Genomic DNA, 14,411 nt, shown 5'->3' on the forward strand with positions numbered 1-14,411 from the left:
AGGCGCATAGTTGATAGATGCCAGCAGACGGCTTCTGGCTGTGTCTGTCTAGTAGGATGGAAAACCTGATTATCACAGCTGCAGAGATGTTTGGTCACTATGATCCGAGTAGCTGTCACGATGCTGCGACTTGTGGCGCGCAACATTAACGTCCGGCAGAGGGTGGAACTACCTTTCGTCCTCTGCCCCTCCAGAAATGCGGTGCTCGTCCCTGCTGTACTTGCCAGGGCGTGCAGGGGTGGGGTTTAAATCGGCTGGTAAAGGTATCCCACCCACCCCCGCCCCCGGCGAACGGGTCTGCACTAAAGCGGCCTTCACATAGTAATTCAGGCAGATGGGGTCAGGCGCCAAACGGGCCGAATTGAGGATTGCCACGCATGATCACAGGCCGTCTCAGTCGTCTTGAAGTGCACGCGTTTAAATTTCAGGAAGGTTGGCACCCAGCAGCTGACACAGTGGCGAGGACATTGTTTTGAGAGCTTGAACTAAATGAAAAAAATTACACTAAGGTAATCCCAAGTATTCAAACTGAACTTCAGAGGAAAGATCGTGCCCGCCGCGTATTTGTAACCCAAGTGTAACCCTCAGGAATCTGAGCCAACCGAAGTTTGGCGCAAGTTGCTGGACTTGCTGGCGATCCCTGAAGGACTCGAACCCTCAACCTGCTGATTAGAAGTCAGCTGCTCTATCCAGTTGAGCTAAGGGACCGCTTGGCGCCAGTTATGACAGGCAGGCGCCAAGGGTCAAGCCGATGCGCGCAAGTCCAGGTGCATGAATACCGACCAAGGATCCTCGGTGTAGTCCCCGAAGGCCGCGCATTGCTTGAAACCAAAGGATTCATACAGTCTGCGAGAGGGCAGAAAATCATCCGTGGAGCCGGTCTCCAAAAAAATGCCTGTGGCCTCTTCCTCACGGGACAGTTTCAGCAGGAATTCCAGCATTGCGCGTCCTGCTCCGCTGCCGCGGGCCTCGGAAACCGTGTGCATGGATTTCAGCTCACGAGCGCCGCCGTTCAGCAGCTTCAGCGCCCCCATGGCAACCGGTTTGCCGTCATGGCGCAGCAGAAAAAACTGCACTTCAGGGTCTTCAAGGCCGCTTGAATCCAGCGCGTGGCAGCTTTCTTCCGGCGATTGTGCCGCCATTTGTGAAAGATGCCGCCGAATCAGGGCCGATGCTTCCGGCCCGGCTGGGTTTTCCGGGCTGATCTCAAAACGGGGCATGGTGAGGTGCCGCTCCTGCTTTTGGGGAATTGAATGCAATTTTCGCATTCTGTTCAAGGAATAAGACAGCCACCCTTTGCCTCTGAGTGTCAAGATATTGCGGGACACTGCGGTTGAGCAGAAACCAGCCCGGAAATCCGGCGCGTGTTGCAAGGCCGCTGAAGCCATGCAGGCCGGGTCTTGCCGGCTGCTGGTGATTTTCAATCCCGCCGGCGCACCAGCGCTGCGGATCAGTTACTCGGCTCAGGGAATTCGACAATCCGCCAATAGCGGTCAACCATGTTTACGAGTTCCAGAAAATCACGCCCTGCTGTTTCCTTCACGATATAGCCTGCTGCATTCAAGTCATAGGCAGCTTCGATGTCCTGTTCGTGGCTTGAGGTCGTCAGGAAGAATACCACAGACCTGCTGAGTTCAGGATCTGCGCGCAATTCCTGGACCAGTTCGATGCCGCTCATCCTCGGCATATTGATATCAACAAGCAGCACATAGGGTGGATGGATTTTGTCCTTGCCACCCGTGCCGCGGAGGTAATCCAGCGCCTCAAGGCCGTCTATCGCGCGGGTGATCTCGTTTGCGATTTTGACTTTCTTGAATGCCCGCTGAACCGCCTTGGCGTCGCCGTGGTCATCATCCACCAGAATGATACTCAGATCTTTCTTATCATTCTGCCCGCCACTCAAATTCTGTTGCATGCTAATGCCTATCCGTTATCGGCGCGGGCCGTTTTGGGCCAAGTGAAACGAAATGCGCAGCCTTCGCCGGCGGAGGACTCCAAAGTGATCGTGCCGCCCGCATTTTCCACGTGCTTCTTGACGATCGCGAGGCCCATACCGCTGCCCTCGACCACGTCGCGCGACTTCAATGTCTGAAACATCTTGAATATCTGCTCGTGAAACTGGGGGGCAATCCCTGGACCGTCATCGGCAACCGTAAAGGCATAAAATCCGCCGCCGTCTTCCAGCAGCACGTCAACGACGCCGGTGCCCGTTTCATTGTGCTTGATCGCGTTGGAGACAAGGTTGGCGAAAATCTGCTTGAGGGGCATGTTCGGCAGCCGGATACTGGCGAACCCGGGGTCGATATTGATGGTGAAACCATCAGGCTGCTCGACCAGCATCAGCACTTCATCCATCAGCTCGGCGCCCGGCATCAACTGTCGGTATCTGGCGTCCGTGTTGCGTCCTGCCCGGGAATATTCGTGCAAATCGTTCAGAAGCTGTTCCATCCTCGTGATCCGGGATCGGATGAGCTGCAGGTTTTCCCGGCTCTCGTCGTCCAGGGCATCGGCCAGATCCTCCTCCAGCCAGCTGGAAGCGTTCCCGATTACCCGCAGAGGCGCCCGCAGATCGTGGGATGCCACATAGGCGAAATCGTCCAGATCCTGGTTCGACCGGGACAGATCTTTGATGAACTGCTCCCGCTCAGTTTCGATACGCTTCTGTTCGGATATGTCGCGGACGATACCGCTGAACAGGAGGTGGCCGCCGACCCGGACTTCGCTGACAGACAAATCGAGCGGGAAAATACTGCCGTCTTTGCGCTGTCCCTCAACCTCCCGGGCAGTGCCGATGATCTTCTTCTGTCCGGTCCGAAGATAGTTGCTGAGGTAGCCATCATGTTCAGTGCGGTAATGTTCCGGCATCAGGAATTTAACGTTCCGGCCAATGGCCTCTTCGGCGTCGTAGCCAAAAATTTTCCGGCAGGCGCGGTTGTAGCTCAGGATGGTTCCTTCTGTGCTGATGGTTATCATCCCCTCGACGGTGTTGTCCTGAATGGCAGTAAGCTCGGTCTTTTTGCGCCTTAGGGAGAGCTGGGCAGCTTTTTGCATGGCAAGGGCCCAAAGTGCCAATATCGTGAGCCCCCGGTTGCTCAGGACGATCCACGCATTGACGCCGGTCCGCGGGAGCAGCGCATAGGCAAGAAGCGTCAGCACGGTTGCAGCCGCCGCATACCAGTAGACCGTGTTCGGGTTATCATCCCAAAGGGCGCCGAGGACAACGGTCACGTATATCAGGCCACCCGCGATCCCAAGCGGTGTCAGCAGGTCGAAAGCAAAGCCGGCTCCAAGGAGCAGTAATGCAATGCCGTGGTTCCGGTACTGGATGAAATTGCGCCGGAGTGGCCGGGAGGCGTCCATTGGTCTGGAAAGTGTCATCCTTGGAACTTTCTGCTGCTGCACAAACGATCAATTGCCTGATTGCCAATTGCCGGAATGCCGCGCTGCACGCTGCACGCGGCCCGGCCTTTTGGATTAGATTACATCTTTTGGAGATTTCGGCAATGGCTGCGCAACTTAAAGTTGCCCGTTGCGGATCGGCGTTGTGCTGGGAGATGCTTAGACCCATGCATCCCGGTGCGTTAAGGTTCTTGTGCTGGTTTCACGAAACTTCTGGCGCGTGTTGTCGAGATTCAGGAACGCGCGGAGAAATTCATTGTTCTTCAATTGCAAAGCGTCCAGGCTCGGAGATCAGGGCAGCGATGCCAGGATATTGCCGGTATGGTCGAACGCTCCCAGGCTGCATTCCAATCTAAGCCGGACGGCACAGTTCTGAGTGCAAACAGCAATTTTCTTGCTGTATTGGGTTACCGGCTGGAAAAGATTGCGGGCCGGCGTCATTCGATGTTTGCGGCACCTGATTTAGCCGCCGGTGCGGAGCGCCGGGCGTTCCGGAAGGATCTCGCCGCCGGCCGCGTTTTCACGGATCAGTTCCCGCAGGCGACCAAGGACGGTGCCACCATTTGGATCCAGGCGACTTATGCTCCGGTTCAAAATGCGGATGGCACAAATGCGGATGGCACAGTTGAAAGGGTGGTCATGGTGGCCGCTGATGAACCGATGTAACGGAACGCCGTCTTGGACTGCAGGGAATCGCCAAGAGGCTGGACGCGATGAGCCAGGGGGAACTGGGCTTCCGGGTTCAACTGTCCGATCAGGCGTTCAACCGCTAGGCGGAGCAGCTTGGTTCAGCGATGGGCGCGGTGACGCAAGTCTCCAAAGCCGTCGGGCGCACAGCGGATGAAATCTCCAAGTCCGCTAGCGACCTGTCTCAGCAGACCGAGAGCCAGGCTGCAACGCTGGAGGAAACCGCCGCGGCCATCGAGGAACTGACCAGCACCGTGCATTCCTCGGCGGAGGGCCTGCGAAGGTTAAGGGCATCGTCAGCCGGGCCCAGGCTGCCGCGGAACGCAGCGGTCAGGTTGTGTCTGACGCTGTGGCGGCGATGTCGCAGATCGATCATTCATCCGAGGAGATCGCCAAGATCATCGGGATGCTCGACGATATTGCCTTTCAGACTAACTTGCTGGCGCTGAATGCCGGGGGCGAAGCCGCCCGGGCAGGGACAGCAGGCCGCGGTTTTGCAGTTGTTGCCCCTGAAGAGCGGGCACTGGCGCAGCGGTCCGCTGGAGCGGCTGGCGAGATCAAGCAGCTTATCGGTCTAAGCAAACAGCAGGTGGCCAGCGGTGTGGAGCTGGTCGACAGAACCGGAATGGAGCTGGAGCAGAGTATTGACCGTGTGGGCAATATCTCCTCCCTCATCAGCGGGATTGCCACCGGCGCTAAGGAACAGGCGACGTCGCTGAGCGAAATCAACCTTGGTGTTTCGCAGCTGGACCAAGTGACTCAGCAGAATGCCGCGATGGTGGTGGAAACCTCGGCCGCCAGCCAGTTGCTTTCCGCAGATGCCAGGCCGCTGACCTGCAAGGTGTTCAAGTTCACTTCCGCGGTGAATCCGGGCCCGGTTGCAGATGTAGTCGCCTTTCAGCGCCCGGCGGCACCCGCCCCGGCGGCATTAGGCGCCGGCGGTGTCAGTGCGGATGCGCTGCCTGCCGCGTGCGGGCCGGATGATACCTGAAACCCGCTGGCGGCTTCTGCCAGCGGCAACGGTAAGGCTTTGCATGAATTGACGTGTTGACACTCCCGGCCCGCGCCGCAACGCTGGCGCGCAAAAATGACGGGATAAAGACATGGGCAACCAGAAGGCGCCAGCCTATCCGCTGGTCCGGCGGGCCGGATTGAATGGCATGCTGGTAAGCTTTGACAGCAGCCTGAGCGAGGCCTCGAACCGGGCCGCGCTGGCTTTCGGCAGTGCGGTGGAGGCTTTGCCGCTGGAAGGGGTGGTAGAGACCATGGCCTCTTTGGCCTCGGTCTTTGTCCGTTTCGACCCTGCTGATTTGCGGCATGAGGTGCTGGAGGCTGAGTTGCAGAGCCTTCTGACGACCCGGGACTGGCTGCAGACGCCGTTGCCGGCCGGGCGCCGGTTCTGGCGCGTGCCCACAGTATATGGCACCGACCTGGCGCCCCAACTGGCGGAAGCAGCTGATGCCGCAGGTATGAGCGAGGCACAGGCCATCGAAAGCCTGGGCGCCGCGCGGGTGCGGGTGCTGACCATCGGCTTTGCCCCCGGCCAGCCCTACCTTGGGTCCCTTGGACCCGGATGGAACCTGCCGCGGCAGACCGAGCTGACACCAATGGTGCCGCGCGGCGCGCTGGTGCAGGCGATCAGCCAATTCGTCTTGTTTTCAAATCCGGCACCGACCGGCTGGCGCCATGTCGGCCAAACCGGGCTGACCCTGTTCCAGCCAGGAGCCGAGCAGCCGTTTACTCTGCGCCCGGGCGATGAGATGCAGTTTGAGCCGGTTTCCAAACCGGACTTCCTGAAACACTGTGAGGATGACCCGTTGCTTGGTGGTGCTATCGCCTCGGAGATCGCAGCATGAGCGGCCTCAGAATACTGCGGATCGGGCCAGCGGCTTCGGTTCAGGATTTGGGGCGGCCCGGTTTGCTGGGGCAGGGGGTGTCCCAGGGCGGCGCTGCGGACCCGCTGGCTTTGGCCGAGGGGGCTGCGCTGTTGCGGCAGGATCCCGGTCTGGCGGCCTTGGAAATGGGCGGCATGGGCGGCGATTTCGAGGCAACCGGCGCTCTGCGCATTGCCCTGACCGGTGCGCCCATGGCTGCAACGCTGGAGGGTGAGCCGCTGACCTGGAGTGCGTCGCACCGGATGGAGGCGGGCCAGCGCCTGTCCATCGGTGCCGCCCGCCGCGGCGTCTACGGATATCTGCACCTTGGCGGCGGCATCGCCACGGAACCGCTGCTTGGCTCCCGCGCGGTGCATCTGATGGCCGGGCTGGGGCGGGCGGCCGAAGCCGGAGACCTGCTGCCTGCCGGTGCGGAACAAAATAGTGAAACAGGTCTGGTGCTGGCCGCCGAAGACCGTTTTCAGGGTGGCGAACTGCGCATTGTCGAAAGTTTCCAAAGCAGCCTGTTCCCTGAAGCGGTCCGTACCCGGTTCGCGGCCACTGCTTTCAGGCGCGGCAGCCGAGCGAACCGGATGGGGGTGGAAATGGTCTCGGACGGCGAGGGCTTTTCCGCTGACAGCCAGCTCAATATCCTGTCTGAGGTAATCCTGCCGGGTGATGTGCAGATGACCGGCGATGGCAAACCATTCGTGCTGTTGCGCGAATGCCAGACAACCGGCGGCTATCCGCGGATCGGCACCGTCCTGCCGTGCGATTTGCCAAAGGTCGCGCAGGCACAGGCCGGGGTTGCGCTTCGCTTCCGCTGGATCGGCCTGGCAGAGGCTCTGGAAATCCAGTCCAGGTTCGAAGAGTCTCAAAGAGGGCTGCCTGCAGCCTGCCGCCCGCTGGTACGCGATCCGGCTGTGCTGCGGGACCTGTTATCCTATCAACTGATCAGCGGGGCCGTCTCTGCGGAGGCGGACCCTTTCGCCACGGGAGAGACCGCATGACCAAGACCATCGACCTGAACGCCGATATGGGCGAAAGCTTCGGCCCCTGGACCATGGGGGATGACGCGGCGCTGCTGGACATCGTCTCTTCGGCCAATATTGCTTGCGGCTTTCACGCGGGCGATCCGGATGTAATGGCCCGGACCATGGCACTGGCGTCTGAGAACGGCGTCGGGATCGGTGCCCATCCCGGGTTTCTGGACCTGCAGGGCTTCGGGCGGCGCAAGATGCATGTGCCGCATGGCACGCTGGCCAGCATGATCCGCTATCAGCTCGGTGCGGCGCAGGGCATGGCGCGGGCCGCGGGAACCCAAGTTCGCCATCTGAAGCTGCACGGGGCGCTATCCAACATGGCCTGCACCGATCACGCGATGGCGCGGGCCTGTTACGAGGCCGCGCTGGAGGTGGATCCGGACATCATCATCATGGTGCTGGCTTCCACCGCCATGGAGGAGGTGGTGCGCGGCCTCGGTTGCAACTGGTGCGGTGAGATCTTCGCTGACCGCGCCTATAATGATGACGGCACGCTGGTCGACCGTTCCCTGCCGGGCGCGGTCATTCATGACCCGGCTCTGGCCGGTCCGCGCATTCTGCAAATGGTGGAAGAGGGCGCCATCATCACCGAAAGCGGCAAGCGTATTCCCACCGCAATCGATACCATCTGCCTGCATGGGGATACGGCGGAAGCGGTGCAGCTGGCCCAATCTGTCCGCACCAGCCTGACGGAAGGCGGGATCGCGATCCGTCAATTTTCCGGGCGCCGGGGCTAAGCGCGGCTGGCCGGGTGGTCTCCGCTGCTTCAGCCGGGAGGATTGCCTGGCTCTCCGGCGCATCCGGCCATTTTCAGGTCCAAATCTGTGGAATCGGATGGCTTGCCTGAAGGAAAGCTGCCGCGGGCGACTCGCAGAAACCTGTGTCTCTTGTGTGCCATGGGCCGGGAGTAACAACATCTAGCGGAAGGTGATCCTCAAACCATCGCGCCTGTCGCGGCTAAGCCGGGCGGATGGCCGGCAAACAGCAAGCCGGCAGCCTTTTCGTGTCCGTTAAGTTATTGAAATGAATTGAATTTAACGTGGGTTTCGCAAAAAGTCATGCAAACGTCAAAAAAGGGCTTGCGACTCTCCGGCGCTAACCATAGAACACCCCTCACCGGCGGCGCTGAGGCGCAGCGGGGCACACCGGACGGGGCGGCGGCGACGCAGGAACGGACGGGGGACACGGCGGAGAGACGCCGGGACGGGCCGGAGAGACGGCAGGACGCCCGGGAGAGACCGGGGCATTTTGATGGATTTGGCAGGCGGGCGCGCTGGGAGAACTGGCGCATCGGTCCTGTTTTTGACCTCGGGATGTTTGCTCTTTGACATTGATGGATAACTGAAGAGATATGTGGGCGGTTTGGTTCGTTTCGATGGATCAGCGTCTGTATATCAACGCTCTTAGGAAGTTCGCTTCCGATGATTGAGTGTCAGCTTCACTGTCTTGTTCGGCTTCGGTTTCTTTTGAAACCAAGCACAACAGACAGAGAATAATTGGTTGCAGTTCCGGTTCCTAGCCGGGTCGGATCGCAAGGCATTTCAGACCCCCGTGTTTGAGTGTTTTGTTAAAGCAACCAGTGATGTGCAGAGGTTCGAACGTCAAGGATACGCTGGCAACGGCGTTTCAACTTGAGAGTTTGATCCTGGCTCAGAACGAACGCTGGCGGCAGGCCTAACACATGCAAGTCGAGCGCTCTCCTTCGGGAGGGAGCGGCGGACGGGTTAGTAACGCGTGGGAACGTGCCCTTCTCTAAGGAATAGCCACTGGAAACGGTGAGTAATACCTTATACGCCCTTCGGGGGAAAGATTTATCGGAGAAGGATCGGCCCGCGTTAGATTAGATAGTTGGTGGGGTAACGGCCTACCAAGTCTACGATCTATAGCTGGTTTTAGAGGATGATCAGCAACACTGGGACTGAGACACGGCCCAGACTCCTACGGGAGGCAGCAGTGGGGAATCTTGGACAATGGGCGCAAGCCTGATCCAGCCATGCCGCGTGAGTGATGAAGGCCTTAGGGTCGTAAAGCTCTTTCGCCAGAGATGATAATGACAGTATCTGGTAAAGAAACCCCGGCTAACTCCGTGCCAGCAGCCGCGGTAATACGGAGGGGGTTAGCGTTGTTCGGAATTACTGGGCGTAAAGCGCGCGTAGGCGGACCAGAAAGTAAGGGGTGAAATCCCAGGGCTCAACCCTGGAACTGCCTCTTAAACTCCTGGTCTTGAGTTCGAGAGAGGTGAGTGGAATTCCGAGTGTAGAGGTGAAATTCGTAGATATTCGGAGGAACACCAGTGGCGAAGGCGGCTCACTGGCTCGATACTGACGCTGAGGTGCGAAAGTGTGGGGAGCAAACAGGATTAGATACCCTGGTAGTCCACACCGTAAACGATGAATGCCAGTCGTCGGGTAGCATGCTATTCGGTGACACACCTAACGGATTAAGCATTCCGCCTGGGGAGTACGGTCGCAAGATTAAAACTCAAAGGAATTGACGGGGGCCCGCACAAGCGGTGGAGCATGTGGTTTAATTCGAAGCAACGCGCAGAACCTTACCAACCCTTGACATCCTCGGACCGCCAGAGAGATCTGGTTTTCACTTCGGTGACCGAGTGACAGGTGCTGCATGGCTGTCGTCAGCTCGTGTCGTGAGATGTTCGGTTAAGTCCGGCAACGAGCGCAACCCACATCCTTAGTTGCCAGCAGTTCGGCTGGGCACTCTAGGGAAACTGCCCGTGATAAGCGGGAGGAAGGTGTGGATGACGTCAAGTCCTCATGGCCCTTACGGGTTGGGCTACACACGTGCTACAATGGCAGTGACAATGGGTTAATCCCAAAAAACTGTCTCAGTTCGGATTGTCGTCTGCAACTCGGCGGCATGAAGTCGGAATCGCTAGTAATCGCGTAACAGCATGACGCGGTGAATACGTTCCCGGGCCTTGTACACACCGCCCGTCACACCATGGGAGTTGGGTTTACCCGAAGGCCGTGCGCCAACCACTTCGGTGGGGGCAGCGGACCACGGTGAGCTCAGCGACTGGGGTGAAGTCGTAACAAGGTAGCCGTAGGGGAACCTGCGGCTGGATCACCTCCTTTCTAAGGATGATGCTAGCATCATGGAGCCTGCTCCTGATCGTGCATCACTTAGCATGGACAGCAAACAAAGCTGTCCGCATCGGGGCATCGCAAGATGCCCTCTGGACCGGACCGTCCTCATATCTCTTCAGGAAAACACGCGGCAGCAGCCGTTACTGGCAGCTGTCGGTGACATAACCACTGAGTGCTGCTCTCGGGCATTGCCTTGCAATACCCTGTCGCACACCGGTTTTGTTTTGCAGAGCAGAACGAAAACCTGGGTCGGTAGCTCAGGTGGTTAGAGCGCACGCCTGATAAGCGTGAGGTCGGAGGTTCAAGTCCTCCTCGACCCACCATAATCCCTCGGGATATATTTGGGGCCTTAGCTCAGCTGGGAGAGCGCCTGATTTGCATTCAGGAGGTCAGGAGTTCGATCCTCCTAGGCTCCACCATCCCCCGCGGGGACGCCGTAAGGAAGAACATATCTTCAAGCAGTTTCTGACTGTTTGAACGTCTGTTCTTCAGACGAAAATTGACATCGTTAAGAGAGATACAATCAACAAGACTGTTGGCCGCCCGAGTGTGGGACCGGTCTCAGTCAGGTGCTGACTGTCCTTCGGGACGGGATGCGAGCTTCAGAATACGTCATGTTTCCTCAGACGTCCTGAAGTCTGCCTGATTGAAAAGACAGTGTTGTCCAAGTCAAGTACACTAACCCGCATGATCTGAGGATCATGCAACAAGTTCCTGGTCGCAGATGTGGCCGGGAGCGGGATAGTTTGCTTTTTGGTTCAGAATAAAGGCGCCGGTTTCTTACCAGCTTCCGGAGCCGCGGAAGGTAACACTTTCTTTTTCTGGATCAAATCAAGCGCGAGAAGGGCGTTTGGTGGATGCCTTGGCAGTAAGAGGCGATGAAAGACGTGATACCCTGCGATAAGCTTGGGGGAGCCGGGAATAGGCTTTGATCCCAAGATCTCTGAATGGGGGAACCCACCTGAAAGTTTGTTATAATAGCCGCCGGTTTATTCCGGATGGCTGCTTATAATGGGCTTAACCAGGTACTTATAGACTGAATACATAGGTTTATAAGAGCAAACCCGGGGAACTGAAACATCTAAGTACCCGGAGGAAAGGACATCAATAGAGACTCCGTTAGTAGCGGCGAGCGAACGCGGACCAGCCGAGCCTGATGAGTGAGAAGAACATGCTGGGAAGCATGGCCATAGCGGGTGACAGCCCCGTATTCTAAGCTCTGAGGGACGTATTAAGTAGGGCGGGACACGTGAAATCCTGTTCGAAGATCGGAGGACCACCTCCGAAGGCTAAGTACTCCTTACTGACCGATAGCGAACCAGTACCGTGAGGGAAAGGTGAAAAGCACCCCGGCGAGGGGAGTGAAACAGTACCTGAAACCGAACGCCTACAATCAGTTGGAGGCCCCTTGAGGGCTGACAGCGTACCTTTTGTATAATGGGTCATCGACTTGGTCTCACGAGCAAGCTTAAACCGTTAGGTGTAGGCGCAGCGAAAGCGAGTCTTAATAGGGCGCATGAGTTCGTGGGATCAGACCCGAAACCGAGTGATCTAGGCATGGCCAGGTTGAAGGTGCGGTAACACGCACTGGAGGACCGAACCCACATCCGTTGAAAAGGATCGGGATGAGCTGTGCCTAGGGGTGAAAGGCCAATCAAACTCGGAGATAGCTGGTTCTCTGCGAAATCTATTTAGGTAGAGCGTCATCCGAATACCCCGGGGGGTAGAGCACTGGATGGGTAATGGGGCCCCACAGGCTTACTGATCCTAACCAAACTCCGAATACCCGGGAGTACTGGATGGCAGACACACGGCGGATGCTAACGTCCGTCGTGGAGAGGGAAACAACCCTGACCTCCGGCTAAGGCCCCCAATTCATGGCTAAGTGGGAAAGCAGGTGAGACGTCCAAAACAACCAGGAGGTTGGCTTAGAAGCAGCCATCCTTTAAAGATAGCGTAACAGCTCACTGGTCTAATCAAGATGTCTTGCGGCGAAGATGTAACGGGGCTCAAGCCATGAGCCGAAGCCGAGGATGCACATAGTGCATGGTAGCAGAGCGTAGTGTGACATAGTTCCATGCGTCCTTACTTTCCTCCGGGAAAGATTGGACGCAAGGAGCTTTCGATGAAGCGGGCGCGTGAGCGATCCCGTGGAGAGATCACTAGTGAGAATGATGACATGAGTAGCGACAAAGAGTGTGAGAGACACTCTCGCCGAAAGTCCAAGGGTTCCTGCTTAAAGCTAATCTGAGCAGGGTAAGCCGGCCCCTAAGCCGAGGCCGAAAGGCGTAGGCGATGGGAACCACGTTAATATTCGTGGGCCAGGAGGATGTGACGGATTGTGAAGGTAGTTCATCCTTATCGGATTGAATGGGCTGCTGATCAGTCCCTGGAAATAGCCCTCCGTCAGACCGTACCCTAAACCGACACAGGTGGACTGGTAGAGAATACCAAGGCGCTTGAGAGAACGATGTTGAAGGAACTCGGCAAAATACCTCCGTAAGTTCGCGAGAAGGAGGCCCGGGTCCTACGCAAGTGGAATCCGGGGGCACAAACCAGGGGGTGGCGACTGTTTATTAAAAACACAGGGCTCTGCGAAGCCGTAAGGCGACGTATAGGGTCTGACGCCTGCCCGGTGCCTGAAGGTTAAAAGGAGGGGTGAGAGCTCCGAATTGAAGCCCAGGTAAACGGCGGCCGTAACTATAACGGTCCTAAGGTAGCGAAATTCCTTGTCGGGTAAGTTCCGACCTGCACGAATGGCGTAACGACTTCCCCGCTGTCTCCAACATCGACTCAGCGAAATTGAATTGCCTGTCAAGATGCAGGCTTCCCGCGGTTAGACGGAAAGACCCCGTGCACCTTTACTACAGCTTCGCACTGGTATCAGGATTGTGATGTGCAGGATAGGTGGTAGGCATCGAAACCGTGACGCTAGTCGCGGTGGAGCCTCCCTTGAGATACCACCCTTCGCACTCTTGATATCTAACCGCGGTCCGTTATCCGGATCCGGGACCCTGCGTGGCGGGTAGTTTGACTGGGGCGGTCGCCTCCTAAAGAGTAACGGAGGCGCGCGAAGGTTGGCTCAGAGCGGTCGGAAATCGCTCGTTGAGTGCAATGGCAGAAGCCAGCCTGACTGCGAGACTGACAAGTCGAGCAGAGACGAAAGTCGGCCATAGTGATCCGGTGGTCCCGAGTGGAAGGGCCATCGCTCAACGGATAAAAGGTACGCCGGGGATAACAGGCTGATACTGCCCAAGAGTCCATATCGACGGCAGTGTTTGGCACCTCGATGTCGGCTCATCTCATCCTGGGGCTGGAGCAGGTCCCAAGGGTACGGCTGTTCGCCGTTTAAAGAGGTACGTGAGCTGGGTTTAGAACGTCGTGAGACAGTTCGGTCCCTATCTGCCGTGGGTGTAGGATACTTGAGAGGAGTTGCCCCTAGTACGAGAGGACCGGGGTGAACGAACCACTGGTGGACCTGTTGTTGCGCCAGCAGCAGTGCAGGGTAGCTATGTTCGGACAGGATAACCGCTGAAGGCATCTAAGCGGGAAGCCCCCCTCAAAACAAGGTATCCCTGAGGGCCGTGGAAGACCACCACGCCGATAGGCCGGAGATGTAAGTGCAGCAATGCATTCAGTTGACCGGTACTAATCGCCCGATAGGCTTGATTTGATCCAGTAACAGACAGTGTTACTCGAACCAAAGCAAACACATCCCAAACTGACTTGGACAACCTTGATTGTAACGCCTTCCGCTTTTGGAAACGTCCCCGTGACGTAACAGACCAGCGGCAACGCATGTTTGCTTTGCAAACACGCTGCCTGCCGCCAAATCCAAAAGCCGGAGGCTTTTGGATTTTCCTCGGTTTGGTGGCTACAGCACAAGTGAAACACCCGGTCCCTTCCCGAACCCGGAAGTTAAGCACTGTCGCGCCGATGGTACTTGGGCTCAAGCCCTGGGAGAGTAGGTCACCGCCAAACCTAGTAAAATCCAAACCTCTCATAACGATATCAAAAAAAAACACCTGACGCGGGATGGAGCAGCCAGGTAGCTCGTCAGGCTCATAACCTGAAGGTCGCAGGTTCAAATCCTGCTCCCGCAACCAGCGTTTCCGACCAAGCCTCCGCCAACAGCGGGGGCTTTTTCGATTCCGGGCTCCCCAAAGCCATGATCCCGGCCAATTCCCCAACAAGTTCAAGCTCATGCCCGCCCGGCGCATCAGCGTCCGGAACCATCCGAACCTGCGAAATCAGCGCCCGCAGCGCTGCTGTGGCTTCCCGCTTCACCTCCGGCGCGTTCA

General features: G+C 57.7%; 9 protein-coding genes, 4 tRNA genes and 3 rRNA genes. 11 read left to right on the plus strand and 5 right to left on the minus strand.

Annotation, left to right across the window (positions count from 1 at the left end):
- Positions 1 to 631: 631 nt before the first annotated feature.
- From METH_RS16300 to METH_RS16315, 4 genes are all read right to left on the minus strand, one after another.
- Positions 632 to 708: transfer RNA gene (locus METH_RS16300), tRNA-Arg, on the minus strand.
- Positions 709 to 743: 35 nt separating this feature from the next.
- Positions 744 to 1,220, minus strand: a complete 477-nt coding sequence (locus METH_RS16305; RefSeq protein WP_024091583.1) for a GNAT family N-acetyltransferase — start codon at positions 1,218 to 1,220, stop codon at positions 744 to 746.
- Between the two features lie 230 nt (positions 1,221 to 1,450).
- Positions 1,451 to 1,915 carry a response regulator gene (locus tag METH_RS16310; RefSeq protein WP_052348725.1) on the minus strand — a complete coding sequence of 155 codons (465 nt, stop codon included), beginning with the start codon at positions 1,913 to 1,915 and terminating at the stop codon, positions 1,451 to 1,453.
- Positions 1,916 to 1,923: 8 nt separating this feature from the next.
- Positions 1,924 to 3,378, minus strand: coding sequence for a sensor histidine kinase (locus tag METH_RS16315; RefSeq protein WP_245602909.1), 1,455 nt, complete (start codon positions 3,376 to 3,378; stop codon positions 1,924 to 1,926).
- A 342-nt stretch (positions 3,379 to 3,720) separates the two neighbouring features.
- On the opposite strand from METH_RS16315, the gene METH_RS23300 reads away from it, so the two are divergent.
- Positions 3,721 to 4,065: a PAS domain-containing protein gene (locus METH_RS23300; RefSeq protein WP_044008466.1), complete on the plus strand. Its 345-nt coding sequence runs from the start codon at positions 3,721 to 3,723 to the stop codon at positions 4,063 to 4,065.
- 205 nt (positions 4,066 to 4,270) lie between these two features.
- Here the strand turns inward: METH_RS23300 and METH_RS24895 are convergent, their stop codons facing one another.
- Entirely contained in the window at positions 4,271 to 4,462 is a 192-nt protein-coding gene (locus tag METH_RS24895; protein ID WP_245603004.1) for a hypothetical protein, read from the minus strand.
- On the opposite strand from METH_RS24895, the gene METH_RS23305 reads away from it, so the two are divergent.
- From METH_RS23305 to METH_RS16375, 10 genes are all read left to right on the plus strand, one after another.
- Complete coding sequence (locus METH_RS23305) at positions 4,436 to 5,077, plus strand: methyl-accepting chemotaxis protein (RefSeq protein WP_245602996.1); 642 nt, start codon at positions 4,436 to 4,438, stop codon at positions 5,075 to 5,077. The genes METH_RS24895 and METH_RS23305 overlap by 27 nt on opposite strands.
- 112 nt (positions 5,078 to 5,189) lie before the next feature.
- A complete protein-coding gene (locus METH_RS16330) occupies positions 5,190 to 5,942 on the plus strand; it encodes a 5-oxoprolinase subunit B family protein (protein WP_024091586.1) in 753 nt (250 codons plus the stop codon).
- The gene (locus METH_RS16335; protein WP_024091587.1) at positions 5,939 to 6,970 is read left to right on the plus strand and encodes a 5-oxoprolinase subunit C family protein; all 1,032 of its coding nucleotides are present in this window, start codon (positions 5,939 to 5,941) and stop codon (positions 6,968 to 6,970) included. Before METH_RS16330 ends, METH_RS16335 begins: the two co-directional genes overlap by 4 nt.
- Positions 6,967 to 7,740 carry a LamB/YcsF family protein gene (locus METH_RS16340; protein ID WP_024091588.1) on the plus strand — a complete coding sequence of 258 codons (774 nt, stop codon included), beginning with the start codon at positions 6,967 to 6,969 and terminating at the stop codon, positions 7,738 to 7,740. The genes METH_RS16335 and METH_RS16340 overlap by 4 nt, the downstream gene beginning before the upstream one ends.
- A gap of 890 nt (positions 7,741 to 8,630) precedes the next feature.
- Positions 8,631 to 10,098: ribosomal RNA gene (locus METH_RS16350) — 16S ribosomal RNA — on the plus strand.
- 258 nt (positions 10,099 to 10,356) lie between these two features.
- Positions 10,357 to 10,433: transfer RNA gene (locus tag METH_RS16355), tRNA-Ile, on the plus strand.
- Between the two features lie 20 nt (positions 10,434 to 10,453).
- Positions 10,454 to 10,529: transfer RNA gene (locus METH_RS16360), tRNA-Ala, on the plus strand.
- Between the two features lie 410 nt (positions 10,530 to 10,939).
- Positions 10,940 to 13,783: ribosomal RNA gene (locus METH_RS16365) — 23S ribosomal RNA — on the plus strand.
- A gap of 193 nt (positions 13,784 to 13,976) precedes the next feature.
- Positions 13,977 to 14,091: ribosomal RNA gene (gene rrf, locus METH_RS16370) — 5S ribosomal RNA — on the plus strand.
- Together the 16S, 23S and 5S rRNA genes with 3 tRNA genes alongside form the textbook arrangement of a ribosomal RNA operon.
- 48 nt (positions 14,092 to 14,139) lie before the next feature.
- Positions 14,140 to 14,216, plus strand: a tRNA-Met gene (locus METH_RS16375).
- The last annotated feature ends 195 nt before the right edge of the window (positions 14,217 to 14,411 follow it).

The organism is Leisingera methylohalidivorans DSM 14336 (assembly GCF_000511355.1).
Lineage (GTDB): Bacteria > Pseudomonadota > Alphaproteobacteria > Rhodobacterales > Rhodobacteraceae > Leisingera > Leisingera methylohalidivorans.

What these genes read in the sequence shown, in the direction of transcription:
- METH_RS16305 (WP_024091583.1), bottom strand. Translation starts at nt 1,220, where the DNA reads ATGCCCCGTTTTGAGATCAGCCCGGAAAACCCAGCCGGGCCGGAAGCA.
- METH_RS16310 (WP_052348725.1), bottom strand. Translation starts at nt 1,915, where the DNA reads ATGCAACAGAATTTGAGTGGCGGGCAGAATGATAAGAAAGATCTGAGT.
- METH_RS16315 (WP_245602909.1), bottom strand. Translation starts at nt 3,378, where the DNA reads ATGACACTTTCCAGACCAATGGACGCCTCCCGGCCACTCCGGCGCAAT.
- METH_RS23300 (WP_044008466.1), top strand. Translation starts at nt 3,721, where the DNA reads ATGGTCGAACGCTCCCAGGCTGCATTCCAATCTAAGCCGGACGGCACA.
- METH_RS24895 (WP_245603004.1), bottom strand. Translation starts at nt 4,462, where the DNA reads ATGATCGATCTGCGACATCGCCGCCACAGCGTCAGACACAACCTGACC.
- METH_RS16330 (WP_024091586.1), top strand. Translation starts at nt 5,190, where the DNA reads ATGGGCAACCAGAAGGCGCCAGCCTATCCGCTGGTCCGGCGGGCCGGA.
- METH_RS16335 (WP_024091587.1), top strand. Translation starts at nt 5,939, where the DNA reads ATGAGCGGCCTCAGAATACTGCGGATCGGGCCAGCGGCTTCGGTTCAG.
- METH_RS16340 (WP_024091588.1), top strand. Translation starts at nt 6,967, where the DNA reads ATGACCAAGACCATCGACCTGAACGCCGATATGGGCGAAAGCTTCGGC.